Genomic DNA, 18046 nt, shown 5'->3' with positions numbered 1-18046 from the left:
CCGCCAGGAGCGGGTTCACCCGACAAAGGGCAGGCCCCGATAGTGCAATTTCCCGGACCGCTCCCATGCCGTTTTCCTTTCGCGCCCTGCGTCTGGGGCTGATCACCCTGCTGATTCTGGTCGGCACTGCACTGAGTGCCGGCTGGGCAATGCACCAGGCCAAGCGTCAGGCAATGGGGGACGATGCCTTGCGTGCCAGCCAGCAACTGACACTCTATGCCAACGCCCTGCAAACCTTGATCGACCGCTACCGGGCGCTGCCTGCCGTACTGGCGCTGGATCCAGAACTGATCCAGGCCTTGGCCGGGCCGGTCGATGAAACCACCCGCGACGCCCTCAACCGCAAGCTCGAACGCATCAATGGTGCAGCCAATTCCTCCACCCTCGAACTGCTCGACCGCACGGGCCTTGCAATCGCGGCCAGCAACTGGCGTTTGCCGACCTCCTACGTCGGCTTCAACTATGCCTTCCGGCCCTACTTCAAGGCGGCCCGCAGCCAGGGCAGCGGCCGCTTCTACGGTGTCGGTGTGACCAGTGGCGTGCCAGGGTACTTTCTCGCCAACGCCATCACCGACGAGCAGGGCCGCTTTCTCGGCGCCATGGTGGTCAAACTGGAGTTCCCGGAATTGGAGCGAGAGTGGCGTCAGGGCAGCGATGTGCTGCTGGTGAGCGACGCCCGTGGCATCACCTTCATCGCCAATCAGGACGGCTGGCGCTACCGCGAGCTTGAGCCTTTGAACAGCGCCGACCGTGCCGAGCTGGCCGAAACCCGTCAGTACAACAAGCACCCCCTGGTGCCCTTGCAACACGAAATACTGACCCGCTTTTCCGCCAACAGCCACCTTAGCCGCGTCCAGGGCCCGGAAGGCAGCGCCGAATACTTGTGGGAAAGTCTGCCACTGGATGCCGAAGCCTGGACCCTGCACCTGTTGCGCAAGCCCCAGGTCGAAGCCGCCGGGCGCAACGCGGCACTCGGTGCTGCCGCTGTGTGGTTGAGCCTGGTATTCGCCATGCTGTTCGTCAGCCAGCGCCTACGCCTGGCCCGCGTGCGCCAGCGCAGCCGTGAGGAACTCAAACGCCAGGTCGAAGAACGCACCCGGGAGCTGCGTACCGCACAGGAAGGCCTGGTGCAGTCGGCCAAGCTGGCCGCGCTGGGGCAGATGTCAGCCGCCATGGCCCACGAGATCAACCAGCCGTTGACCACCCAGCGCATGCAACTCGAAACCCTGCGCCTGTTGCTCGACCACGGCCGCTACCAGGAGGCACGTCAGGCCCTGGAGCCGCTGGAGCAGATGCTCACGCGCATGGCCGCGCTCACCGGTCACCTGAAGACCTTCGCGCGCAACAGCCCAGTCGGCCTGCGCGAGCGCCTGGACCTGGCCGTAGTCGTCGACCAGGCCCTGCACCTGTTGCAAACGCGGATCCGCGCCGACGACGTCGAGGTCGCCTTGTACCTGGCGCGACCGGCCTGGGTACGCGGTGACGCCATCCGTCTCGAGCAGGTGCTGATCAATCTGCTGCGCAACAGTCTCGACGCCATGGCCGACAAAGGCTACAAACGTCTGGAGATTCGCATCGAGCCCGAAGCAACGCAGTGGCGCCTGAGTATTCTGGACACCGGCGGCGGCATTCCTGAAGCGGACCTGGCACGGATCTTCGATCCCTTTTTCACCACCAAGCCCGTGGGCGAAGGACTTGGTCTGGGCCTGGCGATTTCCTACGGTATCGTTCATGAGTCAGGTGGCCAGTTGCAGGCCGAGAACCTGCCTGGGGGTGCCCGCCTGAGCCTCACCCTGCCCCAAGATCAGGAGCCTGCATGTTGAATTCCGTGATCGTCGTCGACGATGAAGCCAGTATCCGTACAGCAGTCGAGCAGTGGTTGAGCCTGTCCGGCTTCAACGTGCAGTTGTTCGGCCGCGCCGAAGATTGCCTCGCCCAACTGCCCCGCCACTTTCCAGGCGTGGTGATCAGCGATGTGCGGATGCCGGGCATGGACGGTTTGCAATTGCTCGAACGCCTGCAAGGCGATGACCCCGACTTGCCGGTGATCCTGCTCACCGGCCACGGCGATGTGCCGATGGCGGTCGAGGCCATGCGCAACGGCGCCTATGATTTCCTGGAGAAACCCTTCACTCCGCAGCACCTGCTGGGCAGCCTACGCCGCGCCTTGGAAAAGCGCCAACTGGTACTGGAGAACCGCCACCTGCATGAGCAGGCCGACCTCAAGTCGCGCCTGGAGGCGACCCTGCTAGGCATGTCCCAAGGCCTGCAACAGTTGCGCCGACAGGTGCTGGACCTTGCCAACCTGCCGGTGAACGTACTGATTCGCGGAGAGACCGGCAGTGGCAAGGAGCGGGTCGCGCGCTGCCTGCATGACTTCGGCCCGCGCGCCGACAAACCCTTCGTCGCACTCAATTGCGCAGCCATTCCCGAAACGCTGTTCGAGGCCGAACTGTTCGGTCATGAAAGCGGTGCATTCACAGGCGCCCAAGGCAAACGTATCGGCAAGCTGGAGTACGCCAACGGCGGCACCCTGTTCCTCGACGAGATCGAAAGCATGCCCCTGGCCCAACAGGCCAAGCTGCTGCGGGTGATCCAGGAGCAGAAACTGGAGCGGCTGGGGGCCAACCAGAGCATCAGCGTCGATCTGCGGATCATTGCCGCCACCAAGCCTGACCTGCTTGAAGAGGCCCGCGCCGGGCGGTTCCGCGAAGACCTGGCGTATCGCCTGAACGTCGCCGAACTGCGCCTGGCACCGCTGCGGGAGCGGCGTGAGGACATCCCCTTGCTGTTCGAGCACTTCTCCCGGGCGGCGGCTGAACGGCTGGGCCGCACCGCGCCTGCGTTATCGGGGCCGCAGTTGGCGCAACTACTGACCCATGAGTGGCCGGGCAATGTCCGCGAGCTGGCCAATGCGGCTGAGCGCCATGCCCTGGGGCTCGGCGCGTCGAACATCGAGGTGGCTCCGGCCGGCCCCTCGCTGGTTGAACAGATGGAAGCGTTCGAGGCCCAATGCTTGCGCGCGGCTTTGCGCCAGCATGGCGGTGAAATAAAAGCCGTGATGGAAGCGCTGCAAGTGCCGCGGCGTACATTGAATGAAAAGATGCAACGGCATGGCCTGGCGCGGGAAGATTTTCTTCCGCGGCAATAGGCGGTTTTCCGCTCATTAGCCCCGCACAATAAGCGGAAGATCGCTCACCAGGGCGCATGGGGCTGCCCTGAAGTCCCACCCGGGGCAATCTCGTTGTTGCTGAAAGCAGTGCCCCAGGCCAGTATCGACGGGGCTTCCATGGACGCTTGGAACCCGCCACGCACTCAAATGAATCACGGCGCCCCCGTTTGGCACACCTTCTGCAATTGCCCTGGCAAGCTGCGCTCAGGCGCGCTCCACAAAAACAACGAGAAGGTATCCCAGATGGATAACGCCACCTCCCTGCCAGCCGGGGCGGCCGTCGCGCCCGCCGCTGAAAAGTCCACGTCCAGCCGTCTGAAATCGATCTTCAGCGGTTCCATCGGCAACATGGTGGAGTGGTACGACTGGTACGTCTATGCCGCATTCTCCCTGTATTTCGCCAAAGCTTTCTTCCCTGCCGGCGACACCACCGCACAATTGCTCAACACCGCCGCGATCTTCGCCGTGGGCTTCCTGATGCGCCCGATCGGTGGCTGGCTGATGGGCCTGTACGCCGACCGCAAGGGACGCAAGGCCGCACTGATGGCCTCGGTGCTGTTGATGTGCGCAGGCTCGCTGGTCATCGCCCTGACCCCCGGCTACGACACCATCGGCGTCGCCGCTCCGATCCTGCTGGTCATCGCACGTTTGCTACAAGGTTTGTCGGTTGGTGGTGAATACGGCACCTCCGCGACCTATCTCAGCGAGATGGCCACCAAGGACCGCCGCGGCTTCTTCTCCAGCTTCCAGTACGTGACCCTGATCTCCGGTCAGCTCATCGCCCTGGCGGTGCTGATCATCCTGCAACAGACCCTGACCACCGAACAGCTCTACGCCTGGGGCTGGCGCGTGCCCTTCGTGATCGGCGCGATGTGCGCAGTGGTCGCGCTGTGGCTGCGTCGCGGCATGGAAGAAACGGCTTCGTTCACCAAGAAGGAAAAAGCCAAGGAAAGCGTGATGCGCACACTGATGCGCCACCCCAAGGAACTGATGACTGTGGTCGGCCTGACCATGGGCGGCACGCTGGCCTTCTATACCTACACCACCTACATGCAGAAGTACCTGGTCAACACAGTGGGCATGAGCATCAGCGACTCGACCACCATCTCGGCCGCTACGCTGTTCCTGTTCATGTGCCTGCAGCCGGTGATCGGCGGCCTCTCCGACAAGATCGGCCGCCGCCCCATCCTGATCGCCTTCGGTGTCCTGGGCACGTTGTTCACCGTACCGATCCTCAGTACCCTGCACACCATCGAGACCTGGTGGGGTGCGTTCTTCCTGATCATGGCGGCTCTGATCATCGTCAGCGGCTATACCTCGATCAACGCTGTGGTGAAGGCCGAGCTGTTCCCTACCGAAATTCGCGCCCTGGGCGTAGGCCTGCCGTATGCCTTGACCGTGTCTATCTTCGGCGGCACCGCTGAATACGTGGCGCTGTGGTTCAAGAGCGTCGGTCTGGAGAGCGGGTTCTACTGGTATGTCACCGGCTGCATCGCTTGCTCGCTGCTGGTTTACGCCACCATGAAAGACACCAAGCAGCATTCGCGGATCACCACTGACTGAGCGTGATACCTCGCAATGGAAAAAGGGCGGCCGGTGAAATGGGCGCCCTTTTTCAGTTTCACGGGTAGTCGAGGTAGCTGGTTTGGTGCTGCGCACCTGGCCCTACAGGCGCCTACGCTCGGCCTCCTGACGTCGCAAAGTTAGGGGCGGCGCCACCACTGGCGTTATCTTCGAATGACAGAACGCGGGCAGCGATTCGCCTGCCGTTGCTCTGGCTTTTGATCTTGCTCTTGCTTTTGCTTTTGATCTACCCGCGACCTCCGGAGGCCGCGCGGGCCCGCAAGCCGCCGGAGCGAGGGGACCCCGAAGCGCAGCGTAGGGGCCGGATGTGGGAGCAGCGGTTTTGTGCAACTTTTTCCAAGAAAAGAAGTTGCCCGCCGTTCAGGCGGAAGGAGCCAGTAGCGCCGCTACACAAAATGGATCGTTCCCAATCTGAATGCAGACCAGCTCCAGCCTTAACCTGCAATTAATGCCCAGCCCACATCATTGATTCACAGGGCAAATTCATCACGCCAGCCTCCATTTCCTAGCACCGCAGAGCCGTGGCTCAAAGGGAGCACCCAAACACATCGATAAAATCGATTTTTAAGCTCTATTTTTTGCGCTTTTTAATCAAATTATTCGGCGTAGGATGAAACCCATAGAAGCAAACAACCTCTCGTCCCCAAAGGAGCACTGACCATGAAAAACACTCTGATCCTCACCCTGGCTCTCTCGGTCTTCGCCGCTGGCGCTTACGCCGAAGATGGCTTCGAACGTACCAACGCTCATAGCTTCGCCGCCGTACAAAGCCAATCGGCAACCTACGCTGAAGACGGTTTCGATCACACCGGCGCACAACGCTTCGCCGAAGACGGCTTCGATCACACCGGCGCACAGCGCTTCGCCGAAGACGGTTTCGATCACACCGGCGCACAACGCTTCGCTGAAGACGGCTTCGATCACACCGGCGCACAGCGCTTCGCCGAAGACGGCTTCGACCACACCGGCGCACAGCGCTTCGCGGAAGACGGTTTCGATCACACCGGCGCACAACGCTTCGCGGAAGACGGTTTCGACCGCACCCAAGCCAACCGCATCAGCTGATCTCTGATGCGCCCTACCAGCCCGGCCTTGTCCGGGCTTGATCATTCCCAGACGTCCCGAGGCTTGGCACACTAGGCGCCTCATCTACAGGAGGTGGGCCTACCAGCCCAAAGCAGATGTACTATTACGAACCCGCAAAAGGCCACGGCCTGCCCCATGATCCTTTCAACGCCATCGTCGGTCCGCGACCGATCGGCTGGATTTCCTCACAGGACAGCGAGGGTCGGCTGAACCTGGCGCCGTACAGCTTCTTCAACGCCTTCAACTACATCCCACCGATCATCGGTTTCTGCAGTGTCGGGCGCAAAGACAGCCTGAACAACATCGAGCAGACCGGCGAGTTCGTCTGGAACCTGGCCACGCGCCCCTTGGCCGAGCAGATGAACCAGAGTTGCGCGGCCGTTGCGGCGGATGTGAACGAATTCGAGTTAAGCGGCCTGACCGCTACCCCCTCGCGCATCGTCAAGGTACCCCGCGTGGGCGAAACCCCGGTGGCCTTCGAGTGCAAGGTGAGTCAGATCGTCCAGCTCAAGCGTGCCGATCAGGAGCCAGTGCCGAGCTGGTTGATTCTTGGCGAAGTGGTGGCAGTGCACATTGCCGAACACTTGCTCAAGGACGGGATCTACGACACTGTCGCCGCCGAGCCGATCCTGCGCGGCGGCGGTCCGGCGGACTATTTCGAGCTGGGCAACCTGTTCAAGATGACCCGCCCGCAGGTGTGACGGGTGACGCCGATCACCAGATCAGCTCGCCTTGCTCGCCGACGCCTTGCAGGCGCTCGAGTTCGGCACAGGCGGCCGCATCGGCCGCCAGGGCACTCTTGAACAGTTGCTCTTCGAGCACCTTATGGAAACGTGGCGCGCCGCCCATGCCCAGGGCCTTGACGGCTATGGCGGCGTGGTAGCCACCGCCTTCCACTGGAACCATCGCCGAAACCGCTTCGAAGTGCGGGAATTCTCTACGTGCCATGTCGCTTTCCGCTTGCTTGATCGAGGGGCAGCATCTTACCCCATGCATCAGTCGAAGGTGTGCAGGTCCAGGCTACGCAAGACCTGGGCCTGCACCAGTTCGCCGAACACATCGAGGGTGGGCGAGGCGAAGTATCCACGCATGGCCTGCTGGTCGCTCCAGCTGCCGCTGAGCAACCACAGGTCATCATCGGCCTGCGAACGCTGCACGGTGAAACTCAGGCAACCTGGCGTACGCAACGATGGTTCGAGCAGGTCGCGCAGGCGTGCACCGAGCTCTGCCGAGCGACCGCTGCTGGCACGGATGAAAGCCAAATGGGTGACCGGTTGTCGTAGGGTCATTGCACGATCTCCTTGAAGCGGGCGGACGTAAACACCAGGCTGCCAAGGTTAGGGTCACGCACGTGAGGCGCGTTAGGCCAATACTGCTCATCGATTGCCTGATCCTGCGGCGCGACAGGATCAGGCAATCGACAGGCAGGTTTCGACTAGCGCGCAGCGTTGCCCAAACCTATGCTGCGTCGGTCAGCACACCACTGTGAGAACGCCAGGAACGCCACCATGACCATCGCCCCGTCCATCGAACCGACTCTGGAAGCGCAACGTCAGGAACTGGCCGAGTTGATCCGTCGGCATGCCAGCGAGCCCCACGGCCCGGCATCGGCTATCGACGACCTATACCTGGTGCGCTACACCGAGAACGTCCGCTCCGTGCCAACCTTGGCCCAACCCGCTTTGTGCATCCTGGCCCAAGGCAGCAAAAGCCTGTTTCTCGGTGACGAGCAGTATGCCTACGATCCGTTGCACTATATGGTCGTCTCGGTGACTCTGCCGCTCAGTGGCGTCAGGCTCGACGCCAGTCCGGAAAACCCCAGCCTGGGCATTCGCCTGGACCTGGACGCGGCTGAAATCAGCCAGTTGATTGCCGAAAGCGGACCGATGCTGGTACCCAACCTGCCGTCCGGGCGAGGCTTGTATGTGGAGCGAACCGACCCGCAACTGCTCGATGCACTGTTGCGGCTGATTCGCCTGCTGGACTCCCCTCGCGATATCGCCATGCTCGCGCCATTGATCCGTCGGGAAATTCTCTACCGCTTGCTGCGTGGGCCGCAGGGTTATCGCCTGTACGAAATAGCACTGGCCAACAGCCAGACCCACCGCGTCAGCCAAGCCATCACCTGGCTCAACCAGAACTTCCAGCAACCCTTGCGCATCGAGGACCTGGCGCGCGAGGTGAATCTCAGCATGTCGACCCTGCACCACCGCTTCAAGGCGGTGACCTCGATGAGCCCGTTGCAGTACCAGAAGCAACTGCGCCTGCAGGAAGCACGGCGCTTGATGCTCAACGATGGCTTGGAAGCGGCGGTGGCAGCCTATCGGGTGGGTTACGAGAGTCCCTCGCAGTTCAGCCGGGAATACAGCCGGTTGTATGGTGCGCCGCCGATCCGAGATGTAGCGCGGCTGCGCGCCAGCGCCAGCTGAGAACTGCTGAAAGAGACGCCCGAGCGCTCACTCTTCGACGCTCATGTACTCCTTGGCCCAGCGGATGTAGTCCTCAGGCTGGGTATAGGTGTGCGAGAGCTCGGTAGCACTGAGGTTCTCGGAGCGGTTCTGCTGGCCGCGCTGCAAGCGCAGGCAATCGTAGGTCGCCTTGATCGCAGCGAAATAAGCGGCGTGGCCATCGACCACTACGCGCACGCCCAGCCGCGCCAGACGCTCGTCGTCACGCAGGTTGGGATTGCCGTAGGTCACCAGCATCAGCGGCACGCTCAGGTGCTCGGCGATCTGCTCGAGTTGATCGAAATCCTTCACGCCTACCATGCAGATGCCGTCGGCACCGGCCTTCTGATAGCTCTGGGTGCGCACGATGCACTCCTCCGTCGTGAGTACGCCGGCATTGGTGCGGGCAATGATCGACAGCGACGAGTCGACCCGAGCTTCGAGGGCCGCGCGGATCTTGCCGACGCCCTCGTCGACCGGGATCAGGTCGGTGGACTTGCGGCCGAACTGCGCCGGCAGCAGGGTATCCTCGATGGTCAGTGCCGCTACACCAGCGCGCTCCAGCTCAATCACCGTGCGCATGACGTTCAGCGCATTGCCATAACCATGGTCGGCATCGGCCAGAACCGGCAATTGGGCCACACGACCGATACGCGTGGCCTGTTCGACGAATTCGCTGAGGGTGATCAGCGCAAAATCGGGGGCAGCCAGCACCTGCAACGAGGCGACCGAGCCCCCCAGGATACCGACTTCAAAACCCAAGTCGGCGGCGATCCGCGCCGACATGGGGTCGAACACCGACGCGGTGTGGTAGCACGCACCCGAAGCGAGCAGCTCGCGGAAGGCAATACGCAGATCTTGATGGGAAGCCTTGGGCATGATCACTCCGCTTGAAAGGTAAAATTGAACGTTTGCTACCGAGCCCTGAATCGGGTCCACCTGACCTGTTCCAACCGTCGCCATCTGGGCGGTCATGCTCGACATGCAGGCAGAGGGATATAAGGTGTGGGATGCAACGGCGCGGAAAACCTGCGACATTTTGCTGCACCATGCTGGTGCAAGCCCCGGTTTTCAGCCGTTGTGGCCCTGTCACGATATCACGCAGCCATGTCGCACTGGATGAAAGCGCCAATGCCGATCTTGCATAGGGGATGCAGATAGTACATAGGAAGCTACCTAACTCCGGTTACAATCCCGCCAATCCGCGAAAAAAACATCGCTATCGTGCTCGAACAAGGTAATGCCGTGACTGCCGCCCTCCCCCCCGCCGCCTTGCGTAACGTCCTCAGTGCGTTGATGCTGGCCATCTTCCTCGGTGCCCTGGACCAGACCATCGTGGCCGTGTCCATGCCCGCGATCTCCGCGCAGTTCAATGACGTTGGCCTGCTGGCCTGGGTGATTTCCGGTTACATGGTAGCGATGACCGTCGCGGTGCCGATCTACGGCAAACTCGGCGACCTGTATGGGCGCCGGCGCATGATCCTCACCGGCATCAGCCTGTTCACCCTGGCCTCGATCGCCTGCGCGCTGGCCCAGGACATGCCACAACTGGTGCGGGCCCGAGTGCTGCAGGGGATCGGCGCAGGCGGCATGGTCTCGGTGAGCCAGGCGATCATTGGCGACTTCGTCCCGCCACGTGAGCGCGGTCGTTACCAGGGCTATTTCAGCAGCATGTATGCCATTGCCAGCGTCGCCGGCCCGGTGCTGGGCGGCTGGCTGACCGAGTACCTGTCCTGGCGCTGGGTGTTCTGGATCAACCTGCCGCTCGGAGTACTGGCATTGTGGGCGATCCACCGGGCCATGGCCGACTTGCCGATGGCTACCCGCCGGGCCCGGGTCGACTACCTGGGCGCCGTGCTGCTGGTCCTTGGCCTGGGCAGCCTGCTCCTGGGCATCACCTTGGTCGGCCAGGGCGAGCCATGGACTGCGCCCGCAGTGCTGGCGATGTTCGCCTGCGCCCTGCTCGGCCTGACATTGTTCATCGCCCATGAGTGGCGCTGTCCGGAGCCATTGCTGCCGATGCCATTGTTTGCCAACCGGGCCGCCGTGCTGTGCTGGGCAGTGATCTTCTTCGCCGGCTTTCAGTCGATTTCCCTCACCATGATCATGCCCCTTCGTTTCCAGAGCATCACCGGTGCGGGGGCAGACAGTGCGGCGCTGCATCTGCTGCCGTTGGCCATGGGTTTACCGATGGGGGCATTCTATGGTGGGCGAATGACCAGCCGCATCGGCCGCTACAAACCGCAAATACTCGCCGGAGCGCTGCTGATGCCGCTGAGCATCGGCGCCATGGCCCTGACGCCGCCCCAGGCAGGTTGGCTCAGTGGCCTGTTCATGCTGCTGACCGGGATCGCTTGCGGCCTGCAGTTCCCGACCGCACTGGTAGGTACGCAGAACGCCGTGGAACGCGGCGACATCGGCGTTGCCACCAGCACCACCAACCTGTTCCGCTCCCTGGGCGGCGCCATGGGGGTGGCGTGCATGTCCAGCCTGTTGCTGGCCTTGTTGCAGCACAACGGCTTCGCTGCGCTGGGCAACCCGCTGCTGGGCAGCCTGCAGACCGGGGAAGCCGATCCAGCGACCGAGGCGCGTCTGCTGGAGACGTTCCGCCATGTACTGATGGCCAGTGCCGGGGTGGCATTGCTCGGCCTGTTCGCAGCGCTCGCCCTGCCAGACCGGCAATTGCGCGGGCGCTGAGAACCCGTGGGACCGGATAGCGCTGATGGAATCTGCTTTGAGGAAGCGTTAATCCCGGCTTAATCCACCGGGGAAACACTTCCTCACAATCCTTCACAAAGAGTCATTTGCGCAGCGCTGGGCTCAAGCGCAGCATATCGAGCCCTGTATCGACCCATTTTTCCGCGTCACCCAGTAGGTCGAAACTGTCAGGCAGCAACAACCAGCGGCCAATCAAGCCGTCTACATAGGCAAACAGGGCGACCGCCGCACGCTGCACATCCAGGTCAGCAGGCAACTGCCCGCGACGGGCGGCATTGGCCAGCGCCAGGGTGATGCCCTCATGACAATCCAGCACCGCGCCCTGGCGCTGCTGACGAATCTCACACATGTCATCAGTGAACTCGCACTTGTGATGCAGAATTTCGTTGATTCGCCGAGTCCGGGCGTCAAGCACCAGGCCCTGCACCACCTGCAGCAGCAGCTTGCGCATGCAGCCGAGCGGGTCGAGTTCATCTTCGCTTTCGCTGGCCCGAGCCAGGTGGTCATGGGTTTCGTGCAGGCAGTCCAACAGCGCCTGCACCAGTTCAGCCTTGTTACTGAAGTGCCAATAGATCGCGCCGCGGGTCACGCCTGCCAGTTCGGCGATGTCGGCCAGTGTCGTACGCGCGATACCGCGCTTGTAGAACGCCTTCTCCGCGGCCTCGATGATCTGAGCGCGGGTTTCCAGCGCTTCTTCTTTGGTTCGTCGGACCATGGCAGTAGGACCTCATCTGCGCCAGCAAGCTATTTGCCTGCAGGAAATCGGCCGGCGGCGCCTCTGCAGGGCGCCTACCGGATGGCTAATCAAGGGCTGCGGGGATAGCGATGTGCCCAGCAGCGGTATTTACAAACAACCGTGAATGTAAGTATATTCGTTAGTAAGCTACTTATCCACTCGATAAGATTTTTTCTGACAAGACTCTTCCATTACTCTTGAGCGTCTACCTGCTCTAGCGACCCGAGGATCCCCATGCAATTCAAGCCAGCCGTTACCGCTCTGGTTTCCGCCGTCGCCCTGGCAACCTTGCTCAGTGGCTGCAAGCAAGAGCAAGCCGCCCCCGCTGCCCAGCCGCCGCTGGTCGGCGTGGTGACCTTGCAGCCCCAGCCCTTCACCCTCACCACGGAACTGCCGGGGCGGACCACCGCTTTCCGCGTAGCCGAAGTGCGCCCACAGGTGAACGGCATCATCCTCAAGCGCCTGTTCAAAGAAGGTAGCGAGGTCAAGGAAGGCCAGCAGCTGTACCAGATCGACCCGTCCGTCTATGAGGCCAATCTGGCCAATGCCCAGGCCAATCTGCAATCGACCCGTTCGCTGGCCGAGCGCTACAAGCAACTGGTCAACGAACAGGCTGTGTCCAAGCAGGAATACGACGACGCCAATGCCAAACGATTGCAGGCCGAAGCGTCGCTCAAGAGCGCCCAGATCGACCTGCGCTACACCAAGGTCCTGGCCCCGATCAGCGGCCGTATCGGACGCTCGGCGGTCACCGAGGGCGCCTTGGTGAGCAACGGCCAGACCAACGCCATGGCGACCATCCAGCAGCTCGACCCAATCTACGTCGATGTCACGCAGTCCACCGCCGAGTTGCTGAAACTGCGCCGTGAACTGGAAAGCGGTCAGTTGCAAAAAGCCGGCGACAATGCCGCTTCGGTGCAACTGGTGCTGGAAGACGGCACCCTGTTCAAGCAGGAAGGCCGCCTCGAGTTCTCCGAAGTATCGGTCGACGAGACCACCGGCTCGGTCACCCTGCGTGCGGTCTTCCCCAATCCCGAGCACACCTTGCTGCCCGGCATGTTCGTTCATGCGCGGCTCAAGGCTGGGGTCAACTCCAAGGCCATTCTCGCCCCGCAGCAAGGCGTGACCCGCGATCTCAAAGGCGCGCCGACCGCCCTGGTGGTCAACCAGGAAAACAAAGTCGAACTGCGCCAGCTCAAGGCCAGCCGTACCGTAGGCAGCGACTGGCTGATCGAATCCGGCCTCAACGCTGGCGATCGCCTGATCACCGAGGGCCTGCAATACGTGCGCCCTGGCGTCGAGGTCAAGGTCGGCGAAGCCAGCAACGTCAAGAAGGCAGCGGCCCCCGATCAGGCCAGTGCGGCCAAAGCAGACGCCAAAGCGGAGTAAACCATGTCGAAGTTCTTTATCGATCGACCGATCTTCGCTTGGGTCATCGCCTTGGTGATCATGCTGGTCGGCGCCCTGTCGATCCTGAAGTTGCCTATCAACCAGTACCCGAGCATTGCGCCTCCGGCCATCGCCATCGCCGTGACCTACCCGGGCGCCTCGGCGCAGACGGTGCAGGACACCGTGGTGCAGGTGATCGAGCAGCAGCTCAACGGTATCGACAACCTGCGTTATGTGTCCTCGGAAAGTAACTCCGACGGCAGCATGACCATTACCGCCACGTTCGAGCAGGGCACCAACCCCGACACGGCGCAGGTCCAGGTGCAGAACAAGCTGAACCTGGCTACCCCGCTGCTGCCGCAGGAAGTGCAGCAGCAAGGTATCCGCGTCACCAAGGCAGTGAAGAACTTCCTGATGGTGATCGGCCTGGTGTCCGAAGACGGCAGCATGACCAAGGACGACTTGGCCAACTATATCGTCTCCAACATGCAGGACCCGATCTCGCGGACAGCCGGCGTCGGTGACTTCCAGGTGTTCGGTGCACAGTACGCGATGCGAATCTGGCTCGATCCGGCCAAGCTGAACAAGTTCCAGCTGACCCCGGTCGACGTCAAGACCGCGGTGGCCGCACAGAACGTCCAGGTGTCCTCCGGCCAGCTTGGCGGCCTGCCTGCGGTACCGGGTACCCAGCTCAACGCCACCATCATCGGCAAGACCCGCCTGCAGACCGCCGAACAGTTCCAGAACATCCTGCTCAAGGTCAACACCGATGGCTCGCAGGTCCGCCTGGGCGATGTCGCCGAGGTAGGCCTGGGTGGCGAGAACTACGCCATCAGTGCGCAGTTCAACGGCAAGCCGGCCTCGGGCCTGGCGGTCAAGCTGGCGACCGGTGCCAACGCCCTGGATACCGCCAAGGCGCTGCGCAAGACCATCAGCGATCTCGAGCCGTTCTTCCCGCCTGGGGTCAAAGCGGTGTTCCCGTACGACACCACGCCAGTGGTCACCGAATCGATCAGCGGGGTTATCCACACCCTGATCGAAGCAGTGGTTCTGGTCTTCCTGGTGATGTACCTGTTCCTGCAGAACTTCCGTGCCACCATCATCACCACCATGACCGTTCCGGTGGTGTTGCTGGGTACCTTCGGCATCCTCGCCGCCGCCGGCTTCAGCATCAACACCCTGACCATGTTCGCCATGGTCCTGGCCATCGGCTTGCTGGTGGACGACGCCATCGTCGTGGTGGAAAACGTCGAACGGGTGATGTCCGAGGAAGGTCTGCCGCCCAAGGAAGCGACCAAACGTTCGATGGGGCAGATCCAGGGCGCTCTGGTCGGTATTGCCCTGGTACTGTCGGCGGTACTGCTGCCGATGGCCTTCTTCGGTGGCTCCACCGGTGTGATCTATCGACAGTTCTCCATCACCATCGTCTCGGCCATGGGCCTGTCGGTGCTGGTGGCGCTGATCTTCACGCCAGCCTTGTGCGCGACCATGCTCAAACCGTTGAAAAAAGGTGAGCATCACGTCGCCAAGGGTGGGTTCTTCGGCTGGTTCAACCGCAACTTCGACCGCAGCGTTCAAGGCTACGAGCGCAGCGTCGGCACCATTCTGCGCAACAAGCTACCCTTCCTGTTGGCCTATGCGCTGATCGTGGTCGGCATGATCTGGCTGTTCGCTCGCATCCCGACTGCGTTCCTGCCCGAAGAGGACCAGGGCGTATTGTTCGCCCAGGTGCAGACGCCAGCCGGTTCCAGCGCCGAGCGCACCCAGGTGGTGATCGACGATATGCGCAAGTACCTGCTCAAGGACGAAGCCGATACCGTGTCGTCGGTGTTCACCGTCAACGGCTTCAACTTCGCCGGTCGCGGCCAGAGCTCGGGTATGGCGTTCATCATGCTCAAGCCATGGGACGAGCGCTCTGCGGAAAACAGCGTGTTCAACCTGGCCAGCCGCGCCCAGCAACATTTCTTCAGCTTCCGCGATGCCATGGTGTTCGCCTTCGCCCCGCCGGCGGTACTCGAACTGGGCAACGCCACCGGCTTCGACGTGTTCCTCCAGGACCGCGCCGGGGTTGGCCATGCCAAGCTGATGGAAGCGCGCAACCAGTTCCTGGCCAAGGCCGCGCAGAGCAAGATCCTCAGCGCCGTGCGCCCGAATGGCCTGAACGACGAGCCGCAGTACCAGCTGACCATCGATGACGAGCGTGCCAGCGCCCTGGGCGTGACCATCTCCGACATCAACAACACCCTGTCGATCGCACTGGGTGCCAGCTACGTCAACGACTTCATCGATCGCGGTAGGGTCAAGAAGGTGTACATCCAGGGTCAGCCGAACTCGCGGATGAGCCCGGAAGACCTGCAGAAGTGGTACGTGCGCAACGCTGCGGGCGAGATGGTGCCGTTCTCCTCGTTCGCCACCGGCGAGTGGACCTACGGTTCGCCGAAGCTGTCGCGCTACAACGGCGTGGAAGCGGTCGAGATTCTCGGTGCCCCGGCCCCAGGCTACAGTACCGGCGAAGCCATGGCCGAAGTCGAGCGCATCGCTGGCGAACTGCCAACCGGCATCGGCTACTCCTGGACGGGTATGTCCTACGAGGAAAAACTCTCCGGCTCGCAGATGCCGGCCCTGTTTGCCCTGTCGGTACTGTTCGTGTTCCTCTGCCTGGCAGCCCTGTACGAGAGCTGGTCGATTCCGATCGCCGTGGTTCTGGTGGTACCCCTGGGTATCATCGGTGCGCTGATCGCCACCAGCCTGCGCGGCCTGTCCAACGACGTGTACTTCCTGGTCGGCCTGCTGACCACCATCGGTCTGGCGGCGAAGAACGCCATTCTGATCGTCGAATTCGCCAAAGAACTGCACGAAGACGGTCGCAGCCTGTACGACGCAGCCATCGAGGCATGCCGTATGCGTTTGCGCCCGATCATCATGACCTCGCTGGCGTTCATCCTCGGCGTGGTACCGTTGACCATCTCCAGTGGCGCAGGCGCAGGCAGCCAGCACGCCATCGGTACCGGGGTAATCGGCGGCATGATCAGTGCGACCGTGCTGGCGATCTTCTGGGTACCGCTGTTCTTCGTCGCAGTGTCGTCGTTGTTCGGCAGCAAACAGCCGAAAAAAGACGCCACCCCTGAAACTCCAAGTTATGAGGCTGGGCAATGACCAAGTCTTTGCTGTCCCTGACAGTAACCGCTTTCATCCTCGGCGGTTGCTCGCTGATTCCCGATTACCAGACCCCGGAGTCGCCGGTGGCCGCGCAGTGGCCGCAAGGCCCCGCGTACTCCCCGGCCCAGTCGGCCGAAGTGGCCGCGGCCGAACAAGGTTGGCGCCAGGTCTTTCACGACCCGGCCCTCCAGCAGCTCATTCAGACCTCGCTGGAGAACAACCGCGACCTGCGTGTGGCGGCATTGAACATCGACGCCTACCGCGCCCAGTACCGCATCCAGCGCGCCGACCTGCTGCCGGCGGTCTCCGCCACCGCCAGCGGCAGCCGTCAGCGGGTGCCGGCGAACATGTCGACCACCGGTGAATCCAACATCACCAGCCAGTACTCGGCCACCCTCGGCGTCAGTGCCTACGAGTTGGACCTGTTCGGTCGGGTGCGCAGCCTGACCGAGCAAGCCCTGGAAACCTACCTGTCCAGCGAGCAGGCACGCCGCTCCACGCAGATCGCCCTGGTGGCCAGCGTGGCCAACGCCTACTACACCTGGCAGGCCGACCAGGCGCTGCTGAAGCTGACCCAGGAAACCCTCAAGACTTACGAGGAAAGCTACGACCTCACCCGCCGTAGCAATGAAGTCGGGGTCGCCTCCGCCCTCGACCTCAGCCAGGCGCGTACGGCTGTGGAAGGCGCGCGGGTCAAGTATTCGCAGTACCAACGCCTGGTCGCCCAGGACGTCAACAGCCTGGCCGTACTGCTCGGCACCGGCATCCCGGCCGATCTGCCTCAGCCACTGGAACTTGGTGCCGAGCAGTTGGCCGAGTTGCCGGCCGGCCTGCCGTCCGACGTCCTGCAACGGCGTCCCGACATTCAGGAAGCCGAGCACCTGCTCAAGGCCGCCAACGCCAACATCGGTGCGGCGCGTGCTGCGTTCTTCCCGAGCATCAGCCTGACGGCCAACGCCGGTAGCCTGAGCCCGGACATGGGCCACCTGTTCGCAGGCGGCCAAGGCACCTGGCTGTTCCAGCCGCAGATCAACCTGCCGATCTTCAACGCCGGCAGCCTGAAGGCGAGCCTGGACTACTCGAAGATCCAGAAGGACATCAACGTCGCCAAGTACGAAAAGACCATCCAGACCGCCTTCCAGGAGGTTTCAGATGGCCTTGCGGCGCGCAAGACCTTCAAGGAGCAGCTGCAGGCGCAGCGTGACCTGGTGCAGGCGAACCAGGACTACTATCGTCTGGCCGAACGTCGCTACCGCATCGGTATCGACAGCAACCTGACGTTCCTCGACGCCCAGCGCAACCTGTTCAGCGCCCAGCAGGCACTGATCAGCGATCGTCTGTCGCAGCTGACCAGCGAGGTCAACCTGTACAAGGCACTTGGCGGTGGTTGGTACGAGCGCACCGGCGAGGCCAATCAGCAGGCTGCGGTCGGTACGCCGCAAGGCTGATCGCCCGGTCACGCCATCGAGCCCACCCTTGCGGTGGGCTTTTTGGCTTTTGGCTTTGGGGTTGGGTGGTTGATCCTAGGGATGTGGCGGCGCTACTGGCCCCTTCCGCCTTCGGCGGCGGCGCCGCCACGGGCGTTATCTTCGAAAGACAGATCGCGAGATCCGCAACAACCCAAAACGAAGGTAAAGGGAAAAGCGAGAGCGCAGCGATTCGCCTGCCGTTGCTCTGGCTTTTGATCTTGCTCTTGCTCTTGATCTACCCGCGACCTCAGGAGGCCGAGTGGAGATGGCTGGAGGGCCAGGTGCG

General features: G+C 62.5%; 15 protein-coding genes. 11 read left to right on the top strand and 4 right to left on the bottom strand.

Features of this window, described 5'->3' with window-relative positions:
* The first annotated feature begins 65 nt into the window (after positions 1-65).
* The 5 genes from E2H86_RS24215 (at position 66) to E2H86_RS24195 (ending at position 6543) form a co-directional block, all read left to right on the top strand.
* Positions 66-1823, top strand: coding sequence for an ATP-binding protein (locus tag E2H86_RS24215; protein WP_133332036.1), 1758 nt, complete (start codon positions 66-68; stop codon positions 1821-1823).
* Positions 1817-3151, top strand: coding sequence for a sigma-54-dependent transcriptional regulator (locus E2H86_RS24210; RefSeq protein WP_133332035.1), 1335 nt, complete (start codon positions 1817-1819; stop codon positions 3149-3151). Before E2H86_RS24215 ends, E2H86_RS24210 begins: the two co-directional genes overlap by 7 nt.
* Before the next feature lie 264 nt (positions 3152-3415).
* Positions 3416-4735, top strand: coding sequence for an MFS transporter (locus tag E2H86_RS24205; protein ID WP_133332034.1), 1320 nt, complete (start codon positions 3416-3418; stop codon positions 4733-4735).
* A 681-nt stretch (positions 4736-5416) separates the two neighbouring features.
* Positions 5417-5821, top strand: a complete 405-nt coding sequence (locus E2H86_RS24200) for a heme utilization protein (RefSeq protein ID WP_133332033.1) — start codon at positions 5417-5419, stop codon at positions 5819-5821.
* A gap of 116 nt (positions 5822-5937) precedes the next feature.
* Positions 5938-6543, top strand: a complete 606-nt coding sequence (locus E2H86_RS24195) for a flavin reductase family protein (protein ID WP_133332032.1) — start codon at positions 5938-5940, stop codon at positions 6541-6543.
* Positions 6544-6556: 13 nt separating this feature from the next.
* On the opposite strand, the gene E2H86_RS24190 is transcribed toward E2H86_RS24195, so the two are convergent.
* On the bottom strand, positions 6557-6790 hold the full coding sequence (locus E2H86_RS24190; RefSeq protein ID WP_133332031.1) for a hypothetical protein: 234 nt from the start codon (positions 6788-6790) through the stop codon (positions 6557-6559).
* Positions 6791-6837: 47 nt separating this feature from the next.
* Positions 6838-7131 (bottom strand): putative quinol monooxygenase, encoded by a 294-nt coding sequence (locus E2H86_RS24185; RefSeq protein WP_133332030.1) that lies wholly within the window; start codon positions 7129-7131, stop codon positions 6838-6840.
* Positions 7132-7350: 219 nt separating this feature from the next.
* On the opposite strand from E2H86_RS24185, the gene E2H86_RS24180 reads away from it, so the two are divergent.
* Entirely contained in the window at positions 7351-8271 is a 921-nt protein-coding gene (locus E2H86_RS24180) for an AraC family transcriptional regulator (protein WP_133332029.1), read from the top strand.
* Between the two features lie 27 nt (positions 8272-8298).
* On the opposite strand, the gene E2H86_RS24175 is transcribed toward E2H86_RS24180, so the two are convergent.
* Positions 8299-9168, bottom strand: a complete 870-nt coding sequence (locus E2H86_RS24175; protein ID WP_133332028.1) for an isocitrate lyase/PEP mutase family protein — start codon at positions 9166-9168, stop codon at positions 8299-8301.
* A 366-nt stretch (positions 9169-9534) separates the two neighbouring features.
* On the opposite strand from E2H86_RS24175, the gene E2H86_RS24170 reads away from it, so the two are divergent.
* Entirely contained in the window at positions 9535-10986 is a 1452-nt protein-coding gene (locus E2H86_RS24170; RefSeq protein WP_133332027.1) for an MDR family MFS transporter, read from the top strand.
* A 103-nt stretch (positions 10987-11089) separates the two neighbouring features.
* Here the strand turns inward: E2H86_RS24170 and E2H86_RS24165 are convergent, their stop codons facing one another.
* Positions 11090-11722, bottom strand: a complete 633-nt coding sequence (locus E2H86_RS24165) for a TetR family transcriptional regulator (protein WP_133332026.1) — start codon at positions 11720-11722, stop codon at positions 11090-11092.
* A gap of 255 nt (positions 11723-11977) precedes the next feature.
* Here E2H86_RS24165 and E2H86_RS24160 point away from each other — a divergent pair, with 255 nt between their 5' ends.
* From E2H86_RS24160 to E2H86_RS26115, 4 genes are all read left to right on the top strand, one after another.
* A complete protein-coding gene (locus tag E2H86_RS24160; RefSeq protein ID WP_133332025.1) occupies positions 11978-13132 on the top strand; it encodes an efflux RND transporter periplasmic adaptor subunit in 1155 nt (384 codons plus the stop codon).
* Positions 13133-13135: 3 nt separating this feature from the next.
* Positions 13136-16288: a multidrug efflux RND transporter permease subunit TtgB gene (gene ttgB / locus E2H86_RS24155; RefSeq protein ID WP_133332024.1), complete on the top strand. Its 3153-nt coding sequence runs from the start codon at positions 13136-13138 to the stop codon at positions 16286-16288.
* Positions 16285-17739, top strand: a complete 1455-nt coding sequence (locus tag E2H86_RS24150) for an AdeC/AdeK/OprM family multidrug efflux complex outer membrane factor (protein ID WP_133332023.1) — start codon at positions 16285-16287, stop codon at positions 17737-17739. Before ttgB ends, E2H86_RS24150 begins: the two co-directional genes overlap by 4 nt.
* Before the next feature lie 83 nt (positions 17740-17822).
* Positions 17823-18046 (top strand): hypothetical protein (locus tag E2H86_RS26115; RefSeq protein ID WP_207955653.1); only part of this gene is annotated, 224 nt, incomplete at its 3' end.

This window comes from Pseudomonas putida (genome assembly GCF_004357765.1).
Classification (GTDB): Bacteria; Pseudomonadota; Gammaproteobacteria; order Pseudomonadales; family Pseudomonadaceae; genus Aquipseudomonas; species Aquipseudomonas putida_U.
This window is presented reverse-complemented; position numbering and strand designations above follow the sequence as displayed.